Origin of the sequence: Naasia aerilata, assembly GCF_030296595.1 — a bacterium.
Lineage (GTDB): Bacteria > Actinomycetota > Actinomycetes > Actinomycetales > Microbacteriaceae > Naasia > Naasia aerilata.
Genome location: NZ_AP027731.1, coordinates 1,415,626 through 1,433,476 on the forward strand (window position 1 = coordinate 1,415,626; position 17,851 = coordinate 1,433,476).

16 protein-coding genes and 1 pseudogene are annotated in these 17,851 nt (G+C 71.8%); 10 read left to right on the forward strand and 7 right to left on the reverse strand.

All coding sequences use genetic code 11. The annotated features are described in order from the left end of the window. Nucleotides 1-88: 88 nt before the first annotated feature. From QUE51_RS07680 to QUE51_RS07690, 3 genes are all read left to right on the forward strand, one after another. Nucleotides 89-1,426, forward strand: coding sequence for an ABC transporter substrate-binding protein (locus tag QUE51_RS07680; protein WP_286278935.1), 1,338 nt, complete (start codon nucleotides 89-91; stop codon nucleotides 1,424-1,426). Nucleotides 1,427-1,519: 93 nt separating this feature from the next. Next, on the forward strand, nucleotides 1,520-2,653 hold the full coding sequence (locus QUE51_RS07685; RefSeq protein WP_286278936.1) for a carbohydrate ABC transporter permease: 1,134 nt from the start codon (nucleotides 1,520-1,522) through the stop codon (nucleotides 2,651-2,653). Continuing rightward, nucleotides 2,650-3,612, forward strand: coding sequence for a carbohydrate ABC transporter permease (locus tag QUE51_RS07690; RefSeq protein WP_286278937.1), 963 nt, complete (start codon nucleotides 2,650-2,652; stop codon nucleotides 3,610-3,612). Before QUE51_RS07685 ends, QUE51_RS07690 begins: the two co-directional genes overlap by 4 nt. Nucleotides 3,613-3,763: 151 nt before the next feature. Here QUE51_RS07690 and QUE51_RS07695 read toward each other — a convergent pair whose 3' ends face one another. The 6 genes and pseudogenes from QUE51_RS07695 to QUE51_RS07720 form a co-directional block, all read right to left on the reverse strand. Continuing rightward, nucleotides 3,764-5,500: an ABC transporter ATP-binding protein gene (locus QUE51_RS07695; protein WP_286278938.1), complete on the reverse strand. Its 1,737-nt coding sequence runs from the start codon at nucleotides 5,498-5,500 to the stop codon at nucleotides 3,764-3,766. Beyond that, a complete protein-coding gene (locus QUE51_RS07700; RefSeq protein WP_286278939.1) occupies nucleotides 5,481-6,206 on the reverse strand; it encodes an ATP-binding cassette domain-containing protein in 726 nt (241 codons plus the stop codon). Before QUE51_RS07700 ends, QUE51_RS07695 begins: the two co-directional genes overlap by 20 nt. Continuing rightward, nucleotides 6,203-7,924, reverse strand: a complete 1,722-nt coding sequence (locus tag QUE51_RS07705) for a class II aldolase/adducin family protein (RefSeq protein WP_286278940.1) — start codon at nucleotides 7,922-7,924, stop codon at nucleotides 6,203-6,205. The genes QUE51_RS07700 and QUE51_RS07705 overlap by 4 nt, the downstream gene beginning before the upstream one ends. Then, a complete protein-coding gene (otnK, locus tag QUE51_RS07710) occupies nucleotides 7,921-9,192 on the reverse strand; it encodes a 3-oxo-tetronate kinase (RefSeq protein WP_286279306.1) in 1,272 nt (423 codons plus the stop codon). The genes QUE51_RS07705 and otnK overlap by 4 nt, the downstream gene beginning before the upstream one ends. Next, nucleotides 9,189-9,581, reverse strand: coding sequence for a DeoR/GlpR family DNA-binding transcription regulator (locus QUE51_RS07715; RefSeq protein ID WP_286279308.1), 393 nt, complete (start codon nucleotides 9,579-9,581; stop codon nucleotides 9,189-9,191). The genes otnK and QUE51_RS07715 overlap by 4 nt, the downstream gene beginning before the upstream one ends. Before the next feature lie 214 nt (nucleotides 9,582-9,795). After that, nucleotides 9,796-9,993 (reverse strand): annotated as a pseudogene (locus tag QUE51_RS07720) (DeoR family transcriptional regulator); the annotation flags it as partial. A gap of 62 nt (nucleotides 9,994-10,055) precedes the next feature. Between QUE51_RS07720 and QUE51_RS07725 the strand changes: the two are divergent. The 7 genes from QUE51_RS07725 to QUE51_RS07755 all read left to right on the forward strand — a co-directional run bounded on the left by QUE51_RS07725 (nucleotide 10,056) and on the right by QUE51_RS07755 (nucleotide 15,274). Beyond that, nucleotides 10,056-10,916 (forward strand): FGGY family carbohydrate kinase, encoded by an 861-nt coding sequence (locus QUE51_RS07725; protein WP_286278941.1) that lies wholly within the window; start codon nucleotides 10,056-10,058, stop codon nucleotides 10,914-10,916. Beyond that, the gene (locus QUE51_RS07730) at nucleotides 10,913-11,554 is read left to right on the forward strand and encodes an FGGY-family carbohydrate kinase (protein ID WP_286278942.1); all 642 of its coding nucleotides are present in this window, start codon (nucleotides 10,913-10,915) and stop codon (nucleotides 11,552-11,554) included. Before QUE51_RS07725 ends, QUE51_RS07730 begins: the two co-directional genes overlap by 4 nt. After that, the gene (locus QUE51_RS07735) at nucleotides 11,551-12,453 is read left to right on the forward strand and encodes a hypothetical protein (RefSeq protein WP_286278943.1); all 903 of its coding nucleotides are present in this window, start codon (nucleotides 11,551-11,553) and stop codon (nucleotides 12,451-12,453) included. Before QUE51_RS07730 ends, QUE51_RS07735 begins: the two co-directional genes overlap by 4 nt. Further along, nucleotides 12,450-13,139, forward strand: a complete 690-nt coding sequence (locus QUE51_RS07740) for an aspartate/glutamate racemase family protein (protein WP_286278944.1) — start codon at nucleotides 12,450-12,452, stop codon at nucleotides 13,137-13,139. Before QUE51_RS07735 ends, QUE51_RS07740 begins: the two co-directional genes overlap by 4 nt. Beyond that, nucleotides 13,136-14,098 (forward strand): alpha-amylase family glycosyl hydrolase, encoded by a 963-nt coding sequence (locus tag QUE51_RS07745; protein WP_286278945.1) that lies wholly within the window; start codon nucleotides 13,136-13,138, stop codon nucleotides 14,096-14,098. The genes QUE51_RS07740 and QUE51_RS07745 overlap by 4 nt, the downstream gene beginning before the upstream one ends. Continuing rightward, nucleotides 14,068-14,610 (forward strand): sucrose phosphorylase domain-containing protein, encoded by a 543-nt coding sequence (locus tag QUE51_RS07750; protein ID WP_286278946.1) that lies wholly within the window; start codon nucleotides 14,068-14,070, stop codon nucleotides 14,608-14,610. Before QUE51_RS07745 ends, QUE51_RS07750 begins: the two co-directional genes overlap by 31 nt. A 103-nt stretch (nucleotides 14,611-14,713) precedes the next feature. Further along, the gene (locus QUE51_RS07755; RefSeq protein WP_286278947.1) at nucleotides 14,714-15,274 is read left to right on the forward strand and encodes an acyl-CoA thioesterase; all 561 of its coding nucleotides are present in this window, start codon (nucleotides 14,714-14,716) and stop codon (nucleotides 15,272-15,274) included. Nucleotides 15,275-15,307: 33 nt separating this feature from the next. On the opposite strand, the gene QUE51_RS07760 is transcribed toward QUE51_RS07755, so the two are convergent. Further along, nucleotides 15,308-17,776 (reverse strand): glycoside hydrolase family 38 N-terminal domain-containing protein, encoded by a 2,469-nt coding sequence (locus QUE51_RS07760; protein WP_286278949.1) that lies wholly within the window; start codon nucleotides 17,774-17,776, stop codon nucleotides 15,308-15,310. Nucleotides 17,777-17,851 lie beyond the last annotated feature (75 nt).

Sequence of the window (17,851 nt, forward strand, 5' to 3'; positions counted from 1 at the left end):
TGGAAGGAGGCTCTCCGGCGCAATAGCGTTGCCCCGTGGCGTGTCTCCGCAGATTGCGGCCGCCGCATCTCAACGAAGAGGAGAAACGATGAGGCACATCTTGCGCCGTCGCTACAGCATTCCGATCATCGCCGCCGCAGCCGCGGGCCTTGTGCTCACGGGCTGCACCGACAGCTCCGGCGGGGGCGGCGGAGGCGGCAACGGCGGTCCCGGCGATGTCGGCGAGGCCGACGGCACCGTGACCATCCTCGGCACGATCATCGACACCGAGGCCGACCTTCTCGAGCAGTCCTGGGCGGACTGGGAGAAGGAGAACAAGATCGACATCAAGTACGAGGGCACCCAGGAGTTCGAGGACATCATCGGCACGCGTGCCCAGTCCGGGGACACCCCCGACCTGGCGATCACGCCGCAGCCGGGCCTCGTCGCCGACCTCGCCAAGCGCGGCTACCTGCAGCCCGCGCCGGATGCCGTCGCCGCGAACGTCGAGAAGAACTGGTCGGAGGACTGGGCGGCGTACGCCACCACCGACGATGTCCTCTACGGCGCTCCGCTGATGGCGAGCGTCAAGGGCTTCATCTGGTATTCGCCGAAGGTGTTCGCACAGAACGGCTGGACCGTCCCCACCACGTGGGACGAGCTGATGACGCTCACGAAGACGATCGCGGACTCCGGCACCAAGCCGTGGTGTGCGGGCTTCGGCTCGGACGCGGCCACCGGCTGGCCGGGCACCGACTGGATCGAGGACATCGTCCTCCGCCAGTCCGGCCCCGAGGTCTACGACCAGTGGGTCGCGAACGACATCCCGTTCACCGACGACAAGATCAAGGGCGCGTTCGACACGCTGGGTGAGATCCTCCTCAACCCGGACTACGTGAACGCCGGCATCGGTGACGTCGCGAGCATCAACAGCACGCCGTTCGGTCCGGACATCGCCGCTGCGGTGGTCGACGGCAAGTGCCCGATGACGCACCAGGCCTCCTTCTTCGACGGCTTCCTCACGGACGCCGGCGGCAAGGTGGCCGAGGACGGCGACGTGTGGGCCTTCCTGACCCCGGGCACCGAGCCCGGCGCCTCCGCCGTCACCGGTGGTGGCGAGATCGTGGCCGCGTTCAGCAACGACGCGGACACCCAGAAGGTGCAGGAGTACCTGTCCAGCCCCGAGTGGGCCAACAGCCGGGTGAAGCTGGGCGGCGTCATCAGCGCGAACAAGGGGCTCGACCCCTCGAACGCGTCGAGCGCCATCCTCCAGCAGGCGATCACGATCCTGCAGGACCCGGAGACCACGTTCCGCTTCGACGCGTCGGACCTGATGCCGGGCGCCGTGGGCGCGGGCACCTTCTGGTCGGGCATGGTGGACTGGATCAACGGAACACCGACGGACGACGTCCTCGCCTCCATCGAGGCGGGCTGGCCGTCCGAGTAATACAGTGACGGGAGGGCCGTGCGGGACGCGTTCCGCACGGCCCTTCCTGTCATTGCTTTCGCGTTCACCGTCGCACTCGAAAGGTTCTGAGAAGTGCTGAAGAGATTCTTCGACTGGCTCGGCGATCTGCCGCCGCTCGCCCAGATCCCCGTCATCATCCTCGCGTTCCTCGCGGTGGTCGGGCTCCTGCTGTTCTTCCTCGAGGTCGCCCCTCGGCGGGGTCGCAACTACACGATCCTGCGTGCCGCCGTCGCGGTGCTGGTCCCGGCGGTCGTGCTGTTCCTCTTCGGGTCCATCTGGTGGGCCATCGCCGTGGCCGCCGTGCTCGGCGGGGCGCTGTTCCTGCTCGACTACCGCTCACGCCAGGGCGCTGGCTACCTGCTCCAGCTGTTCGGCTTCCTCGCCCCGGCGATGTTCCTCCTGCTGGTCGGACTCATCTATCCGTCGATCCAGACGATCTTTCAGGCCTTCCTCAGCTCGCGCGGCCGCTTCGTCGGCCTCGACAACTTCGCCTGGATCTTCAGCCAGCCGGACAACCTGATCACGATCCGCAACACGATCATCTGGGTCCTGGTCGTGCCGATCGTCTCGACCGCGGCCGGCCTCGCCTACGCCGTGTTCATCGACCGGTCCCGTGGCGAGAAGTTCTTCAAGATCCTCGTCTTCATGCCGATGGCGATCTCGTTCGTCGGCGCCAGCATCATCTGGCGCTTCATCTACGGCTACCGCGAGGCGGGCAACAGCCAGTACGGGCTCCTCAACCAGCTCGTCGTCTGGTTCGGCGGGACGCCGGTCAACTGGCTGCAGAACGCGCCGCTCAACACCTTCCTGCTCATCGTCGTGCTGATCTGGGTGCAGACCGGCTTCGCGATGGTCGTCCTGTCGGCCGCCATCAAGGGCGTCCCGACGGAGCAGGTCGAGGCGGCGGAGCTCGACGGGACCAACGCCTGGCAGCGCTTCACCAACGTGACCGTGCCCGGCATCCGCAGCTCGCTGGTGGTCGTCCTGACGACGATCTCGATCGCGTCGCTCAAGGTGTTCGACATCGTCCGGACGATGGGCACCGCCTACCCGGACACCGGCGTCATCGCCAATGACATGGTCACCCTGGCGCAGAACTTCGAGACCGGCCGATCGGCCGCGTTCGCGGTGCTGCTGTTCATCCTGGTGCTGCCGATCGTCATCTACAACGCACGTGTGATCAAGAGCCAGAGGGAGATCCGATGACCGCCACCATTCCCGCCGACCTCCCTCTGCCCGGCGCCTCCACCACCAAGGGGGCGGTGGAGAGAGCCGATGTCGGCAACATGACGCGCCGCACCAAGCGGCGCCTCACGAGCCGCGGTGCGACGATCGCGTCGATCATCATCGCGGTCGTCTGGACGATCCCGACCTTCGGGCTCTTCGTGACCTCGCTGCGCCCGCAGGCCGAGATCACGCGGTCCGGCTGGTGGGAGGTGTTCGTCAAGTGGGACCTCACGACGGAGAACTACGCGACGGTCCTCGGCAACAGCGACCTCACGCGCTCGTTCATCAACTCGATCGCGATCACGCTCCCCGCGACGATTGCACCGCTCGTCATCGCCTCGCTGGCGGCCTACGCGTTCGCGTGGATCGACTTCAAGGGCAAGAACTGGCTGTTCATCTTCGTGTTCGCGCTGCAGATCGTGCCCATCCAGATGACGCTCGTGCCGCTGCTGACCCTGTTCTCGCGGGGCCTCAACACGCAGGCGGGCACGCTCTTCTCGGGCTTCCAGGGCGCGGGCATCTATACCCAGGTCTGGATCGCGCACACGATCTTCGCCCTGCCGCTCGCGATCTTCCTGCTGCACAACTTCATCTCGGAGATCCCGGGCGAGGTCATCGAGGCGGCCCGCGTGGACGGGGCGGGCCACGGCCAGATCTTCCTGCGCATCGTGCTGCCGCTCACGGTTCCGGCGATCGCGTCCTTCGCGATCTTCCAGTTCCTCTGGGTCTGGAACGACCTGCTCGTCGCGCTCATCTTCGCGAGCGGTGACGCGTCGCCCATCACGAGGACCCTGGCGGAGCTGACGGGTCAGTTCGGACGCTCGGCGTACCTGCTGCCGGCCGGCGCCTTCATCGCGATGCTGGTGCCGCTGCTCGTGTTCTTCGCGCTGCAGCGCTACTTCGTCCGCGGCCTCCTGGCGGGCTCGACGAAGGGCTGATTCCTTGTGAATCCGGTGATCGAGGAGCGACCGTAGGGAGCGTCTCGAAATCTGGTGAGTTTGTCTGTGGACTCAGCCGACGGCTGGGTCCACAGACATGTGACGAGGTTTCGAGACGCGGCTTCGCCGCTCCTCAACCAGCGGTCGGAGTTCAGTCGGAGTTCCAGGTGCGCCACAGCTGGGCGTACTCGCCGTCGCGGGCCATGAGCTCGTCATGGCTGCCCAGCTCCACGAGGCGGCCCTTCTGCATCACCGCGACCCTGTCGGCGTCACGGCTGGTGTGCAGGCGGTGCGCGATCGCGACCACCGTGCGGCCGCGGAGGACGGCGTTCATCGTCCGCTCGAGGTCGCGCGCCGACCCCGGATCGATGAGGGAGGTCGCCTCGTCGAGGACGAGCGTCGCCGGGTCGAGCAGCAGCAGGCGGGCGAGCGCCAGCTGCTGGGACTGCGCAGGCGTCAGCGGGTGCCCGCCGGATCCGACCGGCTCGTGCAGGCCGCCCGGCAGGGCCTTCACCCACGGCCACGCGTCCACGACCCGCAGCGTCTCGACGAGGTCGTCGTCCGTGGCCGACGGGCGCGCGAGCCGCAGGTTCTCGGCCACCGTGCCGACGAAGACGTGATGCTCCTGGGTGACGAGCGCGACGTGCCGGCGCAGCTCCTCGACCGGAAGGTCGACGAGGCGCACGCCGCCCACCTCGACGCGGCCGGACTTGGGCTCGTCGATGCCGGTCAGCAGCCGGGCGAGCGTCGACTTGCCGGATCCCGTCGGCCCCACGATCGCGAGGCGCTCGCCCACCGCCAGGTCCAGGTCGACCCCGTGCAGGACCTCGATGCCCGTCCGGTACGAGTAGCGGACGGAGTCCGCGACGACGTGCTCGTCCGCAGGGGTCTCGCCGGTCGCGTGCCGGTCGGGCGGGACCTGGCTGACCCCGATGATTCTGGAGAGAGCGGTGGTGCCGACCTGGATCTCGTCCATCCAGGTGATGAGCTCGTCGATGGGACGCACGAGCTGGGTGGCGATGAGGGCCACGGTCGTGACCTCGCCGACGCTCGCGGCGCCCTGGCCCACGAGATAGGCGCCCCACGCGACGACCGCGACGACGGGCAGCAGGAACCCGATGTCGGTGATCGGGAAGAACACCATCCGAAGGCCCAGGGTGTAGAGCTCGGAGTCGCGCCGCTCCCGGATGGCCGCGTCCACCTCCTCCCGCCGTACCGGCGCGAGCCCGAGCGCCTCCACCGTGCGCGCGGCCTCCACCGTCTCGGTCACGGTGCCGCTGAGGACGGCGAAGGAGGCGAGCTGGCGCTGGTATCCCCTGCTCGCTCTCCGCAGGTACCAGCGGGTGCCGACGACGAGCAGCGGAACGCCGAGGAACATGGCGAGCGCGACGAGCCAGTTCGTGAGCAGGGCGGCGCCGACCGTCAGGACGGCGGTGACGAGGGCCACGAGGACGCGGGGGACACCGAAGCGGACCGTCTGCGCGATGCTCTCGACGTCGTTGGTGGTGCGGGAGAGAAGGTCTCCCGTTCCGGCGCGCTCCACGGTCGTCAGGGGAAGACGGCCGACGGCGGCGAGCAGCTCCTCGCGGAGCCGGGCGAACACGGTCTCGCCGAGGACCATCGAGCGGAGCTGGGCGAAGCGGGTGAGGACGGTCTGCACCAGGACCGAGGCGAGCAGCCACAGAGCGGCCTGGACCACCGAGGCGGAGGTCGCCGTGCCGCGCGTGATCGCGTCGAGAAGGGCGCCGATGAGCAGCGGTCCGACCAGTCCGGCGAGGGCGGCGAGCGTGTGCAGCCCGAGCACGAGGGCGAGCCCGCCGCGGTGGTGCCGGATGAGGCGCAACGCCGTCCGCCGGACCTCCGCCGTGTCAGCGATCGGCAGCAGCATGCTTCTCCTTGTCGGGTCCTCGGGTGACGATCGAGCGGTAGAGGCGGCCGGTCGCGTCGGTCCGGCGCAGCAGCTCGTCATGCCGGCCCTCCCCGACGAGGTGGCCGCGCGAGAGCACCTCGACGCGCTCCGCCCGCTGCAGCAGGAGTGGACTCGCGGACACGACCACGGTGGTCCGTCCTGAGCGGGCCTCCGCGAGCCGCTCGGCGATCCTCTCCTCTGTGCGGGAGTCGACGGCGCTCGTCGGCTCGATGAGCACGAGCACCTCGGCGTCGGTCAGCAGGGCTCGCGCGAGGCTCAGCCGCTGTCGCTCCCCGCCCGAGAAGGACCGGCCGCGTTCCGACACGTCCTCGTAGAGGCCCTTGGGCAGGTTGGAGACGGTGTCGGTGGCGGCCGCGGCGTCGATCGCCCGCTCGACGCGGCGGATCTGGCCGGTGTCCGTCGAGGGGACCTCCGGCTCCCGGACGGGCAGCAGATCCAGCCCGTCGATGAGGGCGCCCCGGAAGAGGTGCGGCATCGCGTCGTTGACGACGATGCGCTTCCGGACCGCGGTCACGGGCACGCTCGTCTGGTCCACGCCGCCCCAGAGGACGGGAGCCTCCTCCGCGGCGAGGTCGTCGAATCGGCCCAGCCGCGTCGCGACCTCGGCGGCCGCATCCGGGTCCTCGTCGACGATCGCGGTGAGCACCCCGGGGTGGATGGTCACGCCCGAGGCGACGTCATGCAGCTCGGAGCCGGGGGAGGCGCCGGCTGCGGCTGCGGGCGGTCCCGGACGGCGGGCTCGACGGCGAGCACCTCGAGGATGCGCCGGACTCCGACCATCCCGCGCGAGAAGACGCCGAGCGCCTCCACCCCGGTGCGGATCGGCAGCACCAGGAACGCGGCGAAGCCGTAGAGGGCGACCAGGTCGCCGGCCGTCGCCCGGCCGGCGAGCACCAGCTCGGCGCCGTACAGCATGACTCCCGTCAGGAAGAGGCCGGGAATGAGGACCTGTGCCCCGTCGAGGTAGGAGGCGACGCTCGCGACGCGGACGCCGGCTCGGCGCACCTGCTGGCTACGCGAGCGATATCGCGCCACGAACTCGTCCTCTCCACCGACGCCCCGCAGCACGCGGAGCCCCGCGACGGCGTCAGCCCCGAGCGTGGCGAGGCCGCCGAACTGAGCGCGCTGCTCGAGCTGCCGGCGGGCCAGAGGGCGCACGAGGACGGCGAGGAGCAGGGACGACGCGGGCACCCCGAGGAGCACGAGGAGGCCGAGCTCGAACGACGAGGTGAACAGGATGCCGGCGATCACCAGCCAGGCGACGATGGAGCCGATCAGCCGGGCGAGGATGTCGAACATCGCGCCGAGGCGGTTGGAGTCCGCCGACACCGTCGCGACGATCTCGCCCGTGGTCTTCGTAGCGGTGATGGCGCGACCCGTGTCGGCGGCGTGGTGCGCGACGAGACGCGCGACGCCGAGGAGCTCCGCAGGCGGTTCACCGTCGCTGTTCGATGGCGCATCACCCCCGCTGCCGCCTGCACGAGGACGACCAGCGCGAGGGCGGTCAGCCAGGGCGCCGGACCTCCGTCGCTCCCCGACGTGCCGGCATCGATGGCGCGCCCGAGCAGGAGGGGCCAGAAGGCCTGGGCCACCATCCAGATCACGCCGTACAGCACGCCGGAGAGGAGCGTCCCCTTCTGGCGGCCGGCCTGCCAGAGCAGGAACCGCCAGGCGGAGCCGAGGGGAGGACGGGTGGTGGGAGGTTTCGGCAGCGCGGGGCTGGACACGACGGGGAGGTCCTTCGGCAGGCAGGCAGGTGTGGTCAGGAGGGCGGTCGGAGAGCGGCGACGTCGGCGGGGAGAGGAGCCGCGGTGCGCGGTCCGCGAGGAGGAGGGTGAGCTGGGCCGCCGTCTCGAGCTCCTCGGCGAGGTCGACCGCCGAGTCCACGGTGTCTCCGGCGACGACGGAGCCGTGCTGAGCCAGCAGGATCACCGGCGAGTCCTTCGCTCGGGACTCGACCCCGTCGGCCAGCGCCCGCGATCCTGGCGCCGCGAACGGCGCGACCGGGACGTCGCCGAGGCGCATCAGGCGGTACGGGGTGAGCGGCGGAAGAGGGGCGAGGCCGCCGTCGGGCGGCAGGCATGCGATCGCGGTCGCGTAGGGGGAGTGCAGGTGCACGACCGCGTTCGCGCCGGGCCGCTGCCGGTAGACCGCGAGGTGCAGCGGGTACTCCTTGGAGGGGCTGCCGTGAGTGGCGCTCCCGTCCCCGAGCGGGACCTCGGCGAGGTCCTTCGACTCGACACGGCTGAGGCTCGAGCCGGTCGGCGTGATCAGCATCCGGTCCCCCATGCGCACGCTGAGGTTGCCCGAGCTGCCGGGGGAGAGCCCGCGGGCCGCGAGGTGGCGTGCGGCGCGGATCAGGGCGTCGGCGTCGTCGGTCATGGTGCGCTCTCCCAGGCTCGCGTGAACAGATCGGGCTCGCCGAAGTTGCCCGACTTGAGCAGGAGCGCCACGGTCGGGGAGCCGCCGACCGCCGCGGCCGCGCCCGTGGTCCAAGGCACCCCGGGTGCGGCCAGCCGGCCTACCGCCAGGCGGCGGAGCCCGAGGGCGGCGACGGCGGCGCCGGAGGTCTCGCCGCCCGCGACGATCAGCCGGCGGACACCGAGCTCGGCGACGCCGAGGAGGCCCGCTGAGGCGAGGGCGGACTCGAGGAGGCCGGCCGCTCGTTCGGCGCCCAGCCGCTGCTGGGCGTCCCGCACGCGCTCGGGCCCGACGGTGGCGGACACGAGAACCGGCGTGTCCCCGGAGGCGGACAGGGCGGCGCGCACGGCCGCCAGCACGGGTGCCGTGCCCTCCCGGTCGATCGCGAGGGGGTCGACGGCGACGACGGGGCCGTCGAATGCCGCCACCTGCTCGCGAGTGCGGAGCGAGGCGCTCCCGCTGAGGATGAGGCGCGGCCCGCCCGGCGGCACCGCTTCCGCCGCGACACCGGAGCCGTGCCCGGTCCTGCGGGCGAGCGCGAGGGCGATCCCGGCCCCGCCGCCGAGCACGAGCGGGGTCTGCACGCGATCGAGAGCGGCGGCGAGGGCATCGAGATCCGAGTCCGCGATGGCGTCGACGAGGAGGTGCCGCGCTCCGGCCCCTGCCCGGCGGTCGAGCTCGGCGGCCAGCTCGGTCGCGCCGCTCCGCACGGTGGGCAGAGGAACGAGCTCCACCCGGGAGGAGGTCTGGCGGGACAGCACGGCGACGAGGTCGCTGTCGCGCATGGGGGTCAGCGGATGGTCGCGCATGGACGACTCGGAGAGCAGCCGGTCGCCGACGAACAGGTGGCCGAGGTACTGGGTGCGGCCTGCGGCCGGGGTGGCGGGGGTCCCCACCGAGATCCCGTCAACGGGGGCCAGGGCGTCCGCGACCGGACCGATGTTGCCGCGGTCCGTGCTGTCGAAGGTCGAGCAGTACTTCTGGTACAGCCGCGTGGCGCCGTGCGCCCTCAGCCAGCGCGCCGCCTCGGCCGACTCCGCCACCGCCTGCTCGGCGGGCACGGTCCGGGTCTTGAGGGCCACCACGAGGCACTCATCGGCGGCGTCGTCGGTCGCGTCCGCCCCGGGAACGCCGAGGTAGACGCTCGTCCGGACTCCCGCGGCGGCCACCCCGCCCGCCACATCGCAGGCGCCGGTGACGTCATCGGCGATCACGCCGAGGCGGCTCACTGGGCAGCCTCGAGAGTGTCGGACACGTAGAGGACGTCGCCGGCCGCCTCGAGCAGTGCGCGCTGCTCCTCGGTCGCCGCTGCGCCGGTGATGACCAGGTCGATGGAGGAGAGGGCGCCGAACCGGATGGGCGCGCGCCCGCCGATCTTGGTCGAGTCCACGAGGAGGATGCGCCGGCGGGCGGCGGCGCCCATCGCGCGCTTCATCTCTGCGTCGAGGTCGTTCGCGCACAGCAGGCCGCTGTCGTCCACCGCGGTCGCGGACAGGACGGCGACGTCCAGCGACACGCGTTCGAGACCGTCCCGCGCGGGCTGGCCGGTGAACGAGCGGGTCGAGGCCTGGTAGGTGCCGCCCAGCGCGATGAGGAGAGGTCGTCGCGCGCGGTGCACGTCGTGAGCACGGGGAGGAGTGGGTCACCACCGTCGTGCCCGGGGCGAGCAGAGCGGCGACACCGGCGACGGTGGTGCCGGCGTCGAGCGCGACCGTCGCCGCGGCGGCGAGGAGGTCCGCGCAGGTTGCGGCGAGTGCCGCCTTCTCCCTCGAGGCGGCGAGGTCGCGCTCCTCGAACGTCGCCCCGCGGGCACCGCCCTGGGGCAGGCTGGCGCCGCCCGCCACTCGGCGGGCGTGGCCCTCGTGGTGCAGCTGTCGAAGGTCCCGCCGGATCGTCATCTCGGACACTCCGAACTCCTCGGCTAGGGCGGCGGAGGAGACGTAGCCGTCGGACGCGAGGCGCCGCAGCAGCTCCGCGCGTCGCGCAGGGGCCTCGGTGTAGCGCACGGTCCAATCCAACCGGGGCGACACAAAACTTGTCAATGGACTGACAGAACTTGACGCGTCTGTTAGAAACCGAACAGAATTAGCGGGTGACCAGCGGAGCGGCGGGCGATCTGGAGCGCCCCGAGACCGTGGCCGTGGGCATCGACATCGGCAGCACCAACGTGAAGGTCGCCGTCATCGGGATCGGGACCGGCGTCACTGAGCTGGCCGTGTGCACCGCGCCGACTCCGCGGGACGCCGACGAGCTGGTGCGGGTCGTGTTCGACCTGCTCCGCAGCGTCCTCGCCACCGCGCCCGGGCCGCCGGAGACGGTCGGCATTGCGTCGATGGCCGAGTCGGGCGTGCCGCTGGGCCGCGATGACCGCCCTCTTCGCCCCATCCTGCGCTGGGACGGCAACGACGACACGAGCGACCTCGACGCCCTGATCGGCCGGCTGGGAGCCGCGGAGGTGTTCGCCGCGACCGGCGTGCCCGCGCTGCCCAAGGCGCCCCTTGCGCAGTGGGCCCGCCTGCGCCGCCTGGATCCCGTGGGCTGGCAGCAGATGCGCCGGTGGGCCGGTGTGGCGGACCTCCTCGCCCTCGCCCTGACCGGCGAGCTCGCCACCGACCAGACCCTGGCCGCCCGCACCATGGCCTACCGCACCGCAGTGGCCCCCGATCGGTTCGATGAGACCCTCCTCGCCGCTGTCGGGCTGCGCTCGGACCAGCTCCCGGAGGTCCGTGCCGCCGGCCTGCCCGCCGGAAGCGTCACCTCGGACGCCGCCTCGCTCACCGGCCTCCCTGCCGGGATTCCCGTGCACGTGGCCGGTCACGATCATGCGGTCGGCGCGTGGGCCGCCGGCGCCCGGGGTCCGGGGAGACGGCGGACTCGATCGGCACAGCGGAGGCTCTCGTGCGCGTGCTCGGGGACGCACCCGACCCCGCGATCGTGCGACCGACCGGGATGAGCATCACGCGGACCGTCACGGGTGCGCCTTCGCTGCTGGCGGGGTCTGCCAACGCGGGCGCCTTCGTCCGCTGGTGGTTCGCCCACCGGATCGGAGCCCGGGACACCGCGGACGTCCTCGCCGAGATCGCCGAGCTCGGACCGGAGCCGAGCGGCCTGACCGTCCTGCCCTACCTGGCCGGGCGGCAGACGCCTCGCCCGGATCGCAGGGTCGACGTCCGCCTTCTCGACGAGGACGGCCGCGAGGTCGATGCGAAGGCGCGGGCGATCCCGCTGCTGGCCCGGGCCATGCTGGAGGGCACCGCGCTGCACGCACGGTGGATGCTCGATGAGCAGTCGCGGATCGCGGGACCTCCGGCCGGTCCGCTGCGCATCCTGGGTGGGCCGGGTGGCGGCAACCGCCCATGGATGGACATCAAGGCGCAGGTGTATCCCATGAACGCGCGCCTGACGACGGCGTCAGAGCCTGTCGCCTCCGGAGCCGCTCTGCTCGCAGCGTCGCGAGCAGGGCGTCTGCCCGGCGAGGCGCCCGTCCTCGCCGGCGTGACCCTGTCCCGGGAACCCGGGGATCCCTATCGGAAGATGTACGAGCGATTCGTGGCAGCCGCAGCCGGCTCGCCCGACGGAGAAGGAGAATGATGACCCGGACGATGCTCACCCTCGACGCGATCGCGAGGCCCGGCGGAGGCTTCGCCATGGTCGCGATGGACCAGCGCGAGAGCCTGCGGGCTATGTTCGACGCGGCCGGCGTCGGCCGACCGGCCGACGACGTGCTCGTGCAGTTCAAGATGGACGTCGCCCGGGAGCTCGGGCCGCTCGCCTCCGGCTTCCTGATCGACCGGCACTACGGGTTCGAGCGCGTGCGCGATGAGGGCATCCTGCCCGAGAGCGATGGCCTCATCCTCGCCGCAGACGCCCTGCAGCAGGAGGACGGCGGACCGGTCGAGGAGACCGAGCTGGACGAGACGGTCGTCGGCGGCGCGACGGAGCTGGAGGGCGTCAGCGCCCTCAAGCTGCTCATCATCTGGCGCCGCGACGAGCGACGCGAGCACCGCGTCGAGCTGGCCGACCGGTTCGTCCGCCGCTCGGCGGAGCTCGGCCTGCTGTCGGTGCTCGAGCCCGTCGTCCGCGCGACCCCTGCGGAGCTCGATGCCGGCACCTGGAACATGGACGACGCCATCGTCGAAGCCGCACGCGAGCTGTCGCCCCTCGGCCCGAGCCTCTACAAGGCGCAGGTCCCCATGGCGGGAAAGGGCGACTTCGAGGATCAGCGCCGAGCGAGTGAGCGCCTCGGCACCGCGATCGGCGCCCCCTGGGTCGTCCTTTCGCAGGGCGTCGACCGGGAGCACTTCCTTCCGGCGGTCGAGGCGGCGTGCCAGGCGGGCGCGAGCGGCTTCCTCGCCGGGCGCGCGCTCTGGAGCGACGTCGTGGGCGCGCCCGACGTGCCCGCTCGGCTCCGCGAGCTGTCCCGGCCCCGGCTCGAGGCGCTCATCGACGTCGTGGACCGCACCGCCCGCCCGTGGAGCGACGCGCGATGAGCGGCGCGCGGCTGGGCCTCCTGCACACGGTGCCTGCGCTCGCCGTCACATTCGACGACCTGCTGAAGCGCACCGGCCATGACGGCGACATCGTGCACGTGGTCGACGCGGGCCTCCTGAGCGGCGCGATCGCGCACGGCGTGGACGACGAGATCCGGGCCGAGGTGCTGCGCCACGTCCAGCACCTCGCCGACGACGGCGCCGACGCGATCCTCGTGACGTGCTCCTCGATCGGGGAGGCCGTCGAGGAGGCCGCCGGCCGGGTGGACGTTCCCGTCCTCCGGGTGGACGCCACCATGGCGGACGAGGCCGTCGCGCTCGCCGTCGAGCGGGCGCCGGCGGATCGGGCTGCCCGCGTCGCGGTGCTCGCGACCCTCGCGGCGACGCTCGGTCCGACGGGCCGCCTGCTGGAGAGCCGCGTGGCCGGGGCGGACCGGCCGGTCGAAGTCGCCTCCCGCGTCGTGGACGGCGCCGCCGCGGCCCGCTCCGGCGGCGATCAGGCCACCCATGACCGGCTGGTCGGCGAGGCCATCACGGCCGCCGCTGCCGATGCGGACGTGATCGTGCTCGCGCAGGCCTCGATGGCCGCGGCCGCGGCGGGCCTCGACCTCGACGTCCCGGTGCTCACCTCGCCCGAGGGCGGCGCGGCCGCTCTGCTGGCGGCCGTGCGAAAGCTCCCCGCATGACCGCCCGCGAGGTTCAGCTGCTGGCCTACGCCGACCGGCTGGGCGGCGGCATCGACGGCACGCGCCGGCTGCTGGAGGGACCGCTTTCGGCGTTCTCGGGGGTGCACCTGCTGCCCTTCTTCGTGCCCTTCGACGGGGACGACGCCGGGTTCGACCCCGTCGACCACACGAGCGTCGATCCCCGGCTCGGGACCTGGGACGATGTCCGGGCGATCGCGGCCGAGCGCGAGGTGACTGCCGACCTGATCGTCAACCACGTGTCCGCGGACTCGGCGGAGTTCCAGGACTGGCTCGCGAAGCAGGACCTCTCCGAGTTCGACGGGATGTTCCTCACCTTCGACGCGGTGTTCCCGGACGGCGGCACCGAGGATCAGATCACCGCCTTCTACCGCCCGCGGCCCGGCCTGCCGTTCACGGCGTACCGGACGGCCGACGGCCGGCGCCGGCTGGTATGGACGACCTTCATGCCGAGTCAGGTGGACCTCGACGTGCGCCATCCCGCCGGCGTCCGCTACCTCGAGCGCCTCCTCCAGGCACTCAAGGCGGGCGGGGTCACGACGGTGCGGCTCGACGCCGTGGGCTACGCGATCAAGACCCCGGGAAGCGACAGCTTCATGACGGAGCACACGCTCGACTTCGTCCGCGAGATCACCGCGATGGCGCATGCGCACGGGCTCCACGTGCTGGTCGAGGTGCACGCGCACTACACGCAGCAGCTCGCGATCGCGCCCCTGGTCGACCTCGTCTACGACTTCGCGCTGCCGCCCCTGCTGCTGCACTCCTCGGCACAGGCTCGGTGGAGCGGCTGGCGAGGTGGCTCGAGATCCGCCCGGTCAACGCCATCACGGTGCTCGACACGCACGACGGCATCGGCGTCATCGACGCCGGGCCGTCGGCGCACCGCGAGGGCCTCATCTCCTTCGAGGAGATGCGCGACATCTTCGAGCGGGCCGCCGTAGCCACCCGCGGGCACTCGGCGCTCGCCTCCGTGCTGCCCGCCTGGACGGCGCTGCCGCATCAGATCAACGCGACGTTCTTCAGCACGCTCGGCGCGGACCCCACCGCGTATCTGCTGTGCCGGGCGGTGCAGCTCTTCGTGCCCGGGACGCCGCAGATCTACTACGTCGGCCTGCTCGCCGGACTCGACGACACCGACCTCTACGCCCGGACCGCCAACGGACGCGACGTGAACAGGCACTTCTACTCGCCGGACGAGATCGCCGAGGCGCTCGCCGCCGAGGTGCCGCGCGCCATCCTCGCGCTCGTCCGCCTGCGCGCGACGCATGCGGCCTTCGACGGCGACTTCTCCTGGGAGGCCGGCGGCGACTCGCTCCGGCTCGCGTGGAGGACAGCCGGGGCGTCCGCCGTCCTCGAGGCACGGGTCACGCGCGGCGACGTCGGCTTCGTGCTCGAGGTGAGCGGCCCGGACGGCCCCGTGCGCTTCGACGGAGTCACGGCGCTGGCCGGCTGAGTCGTCGCTCTCCTCCAAGGCGGTTCCCGTTCGCCGGGTATCCGCCTGGGGAAGAGCGACAACCGGCGTGGGAGCGGCAGGAGCGCTGTCCTAGTCTTCGGCGGTGGACATCCTCCGCCGCTCCCTCCGCCTCGCCCAGCTCACTCTCACCGCCCCGCGCCGACCCCGGATCGGCCTGCATGACGTCGCCCGGATGTCCGGCCGCGTCTGGCCCACCGACCTCGACGAGCTGCGGCACGTCAACAACGGCGTCTACCTGTCCCTCATGGACCTGCCGCGCCTCGACCTGCTGATGCGGTCCGGCGTCTGGGCGCGCTTCCAGAAGGCCGGCGTGTATCCGGTGGTGGCCTCGCAGACCATCACCTACCGGAAGTCGCTGCGGCTCTGGCAGCGGTTCGAGATCGAGACGAGGATCCTCGGCTACGACGAGCGCGCGGTCTATCTCGAGCAGCGCTTCGTCGCGGGCGGCGAGCTGTACGCGCGCGCCTACGTCAAGGGTCGCTTCCTGCGCAGGACCGGGGGAGTGGCCCCCATCGCGGAGGTCGGCGAGCTCGCGGGCGTCAACCCGACGGCGCACCCCATCCCCGAGTGGCTTGCGGACTGGTCTCGCCACGTCGCGATGCCGTCGACCTCGGCGCCCGCCCCCAGCGAGTGGGACGCCTGACCCCGCAGTGCGCTGCCGTCTTGCGCGGGTGCGTCAGGTCGCGGTCCGCCCCGCCCGCACCTCCGCCAGGCCGTACGGAGGCACGGACACCGTGCCGGGCTCGATCTCGACGCCGTCGCCATCCCAGGCCACCGTCGCCTCGACGGGCTCTCCCGAGACGTTCCGCAGGCGGATGCGCACTCCGTCCCCCTGCGGGCGCAGCTCGGCGAGCAGCGCCTCGGCGGGCTCGACGCGGAGGCCGGCGCTTCCCTCCAGCGCGACGGGACCCGCGTACTGCCGAGCCTGGAGCGGCACGAGCAGGTCGCGCCCGAAGCGCTGCACGTCGGCGGGCTCCGGCGCGGCCGGGCGGAAGCGGTACCGGTAGTGCCACGTGCCGTCCTGCCGGGCCTGGAAGTTCGTGAAGTGCAGGTTGTTCATGAGCCAGCTGTTGATGTGGCCGGCGGGAGCGTCGAGCTCGCGAGCCCACTGGCCGGTATGGAAGCCGCCCACCTGCACGAGCGGGGCGTCGAGGGAGCCCCACAGCACGCCGCCCTCGTTGCCCCGGACGCCGACGGCGGACTGGATCGAGTACCAGTCCTTGCTGGTGTCCGGCAACTGCTCGCGGTCCGCCTCGTACACGGCGCCCGCCGTCTCGAGGAGGAAGCGCGGCTCGCTGAGGGCGAAGGGGAAGGCGACGAAGATGCTCTCCGGCGCGAACACCTCGGGCTTGACCAGGTCGACATCGAGGTCGATCAGGTCGCTGTCCCGGTAGAGCCGAAGGGTGCCGACGACCGACGGCACGGTCGGCGCCGAGCCGGTCCAGCGGATCTCGACGGCGTCGTCCGTCTCGGTGACGACCGGCTCGCCGCTCCCGGCTGAGGCCACGCGCACGAAGTCGGGGCCGGGGAAGTCGGGATGGAAGTCCTTCGGGCTGTGCGTCACCATCGGGTGGCCGCTGTCCGCGGGGACCTGCTCGAGCACCACAGCGCCGAGCCCGGAGTCGGCACCGCGATCGACGAGCTCGCGTCCGGTCGCGAGGTCCACCAGGGACACCACGCCGCCCCGCGCCGGATCCACGACGGCCTCGTAGCGGTCCGTGCGGATCGTGCGGCCGGGTCCCGATGCCGGCACGGGCTCGGGAACGGGGAGCACGGCGACGCCGAAGGCCGGGACATCGCGGGCGAGCAGCGTCACGCTGCGGGCTCCGTCGATCTCCACGGTCACGGGCTCGGTGCGCGCACTCTCGGTGGGGTTCACCACGACGATGGCCCGCGCGGCCTCCGCCGCGGATCCCGGCGGGCTCGCGACGAGGCGGAAGAGGCCCTCGACGGCGAGGTCGCGGGCCCAGTCGTAGGCGCCGTACGCGAAGCCGGCCTTGGCGTTCCAGTGCGAGTGGCTGAACGCGGAATGCGGCTTCGAGTAGGTCTCCCACGAGCCCCAGGTGTGCTCGTTGAAGAGGAGCAGCTCGTCGTCCACTGCGGTCAGGTCTCGCTCGATCTCGACGCCGCTCCGCAGCCGGACAGGACCGCGGCGGTAGCCGAGCACGGTCGCGAGGGCAGGGGATCCGTCGCCGCGGAGCGCGGTGAGGGCGAGGGTCGCCTGGGCGGTGAGCGCCAGGGAGCGCGCCTCGCGGTAGACGGCCACTTCACGCGCGGTCGAGCCGTGGCCGTGCGACCACCAGTCCGACCACTCGCCCCGAACCGTCGGGATCTCGGCGTCTCGTGCCTGCGCCTCGAGCGCGTCGAGCGCCTTGTCGATGGTCGCCGTCTCCATCAGGATGTCCGGGTGCCGCTCGTTCCAGTGCCGCAGCACCTCGAGGTACAGGGCGGTCGGCCACCGGTTGTCGTTGCCCGCGTGCACGATCACCGAGTCGTAGGGGTAGTCGTCCCGCCGCGCCAGGCCGTCGAGGAATTCGAGGATGCGGGTCTCCGCGAGCTCGACGTCCGCGTCGACGATGCCCCACTCCTCGCCGAAGCCGTAGTGCGTCGACAGCCACACGAAGATCCGCTCGCCATCCGGTCCCTCCCACCAGAATCCTGAAGGCTGGGCGAACGGCGGACGGCCGTGATCCGGATTGAGCGCCATGACGAGTCGCTCGATGCCGGCGCGGCGCATCGCCGGGACGGCGCCCCAGGAGAGCCCGTTGACGTCTCCGTGCTGCTCCGTCCGCACCGGGATGCCCGCAGCCGCGAAAGCGGCCAACCGGTCGTAGGCGGTGTCCAGCTCGGGCTGGGAGGCGAGCTGCGTGTTGTTCAGGTAGCCGGCCGTGACGGCGAGCGTCCCATCGGCCACGCGTGCCCGCAGACGCTCCACCTCCTCGGGGGAGGCGTGCTCCAGGAAGCGGAGCACCGGACGGGCCACCTCGAACGTCCAGCGGAAGCCCTCCGCCGCGTGGGCATCGCTCAGATCGAGGACCTGGCGGACAATGGACTCGTGCATCCGGTCGATGATGCGCGGGCTGTTCGTGTAGCCCACATCGTGGTGCGTGTGACCGACGAGAAAAACCCTCTTGATGGCGCCCACGGAGCCCCTTCGCTCGTCTCTGTATGAGATCGTTCCCAGACGAGCCTAGCCACGTTGGAAGCGCCCAAACAAGCG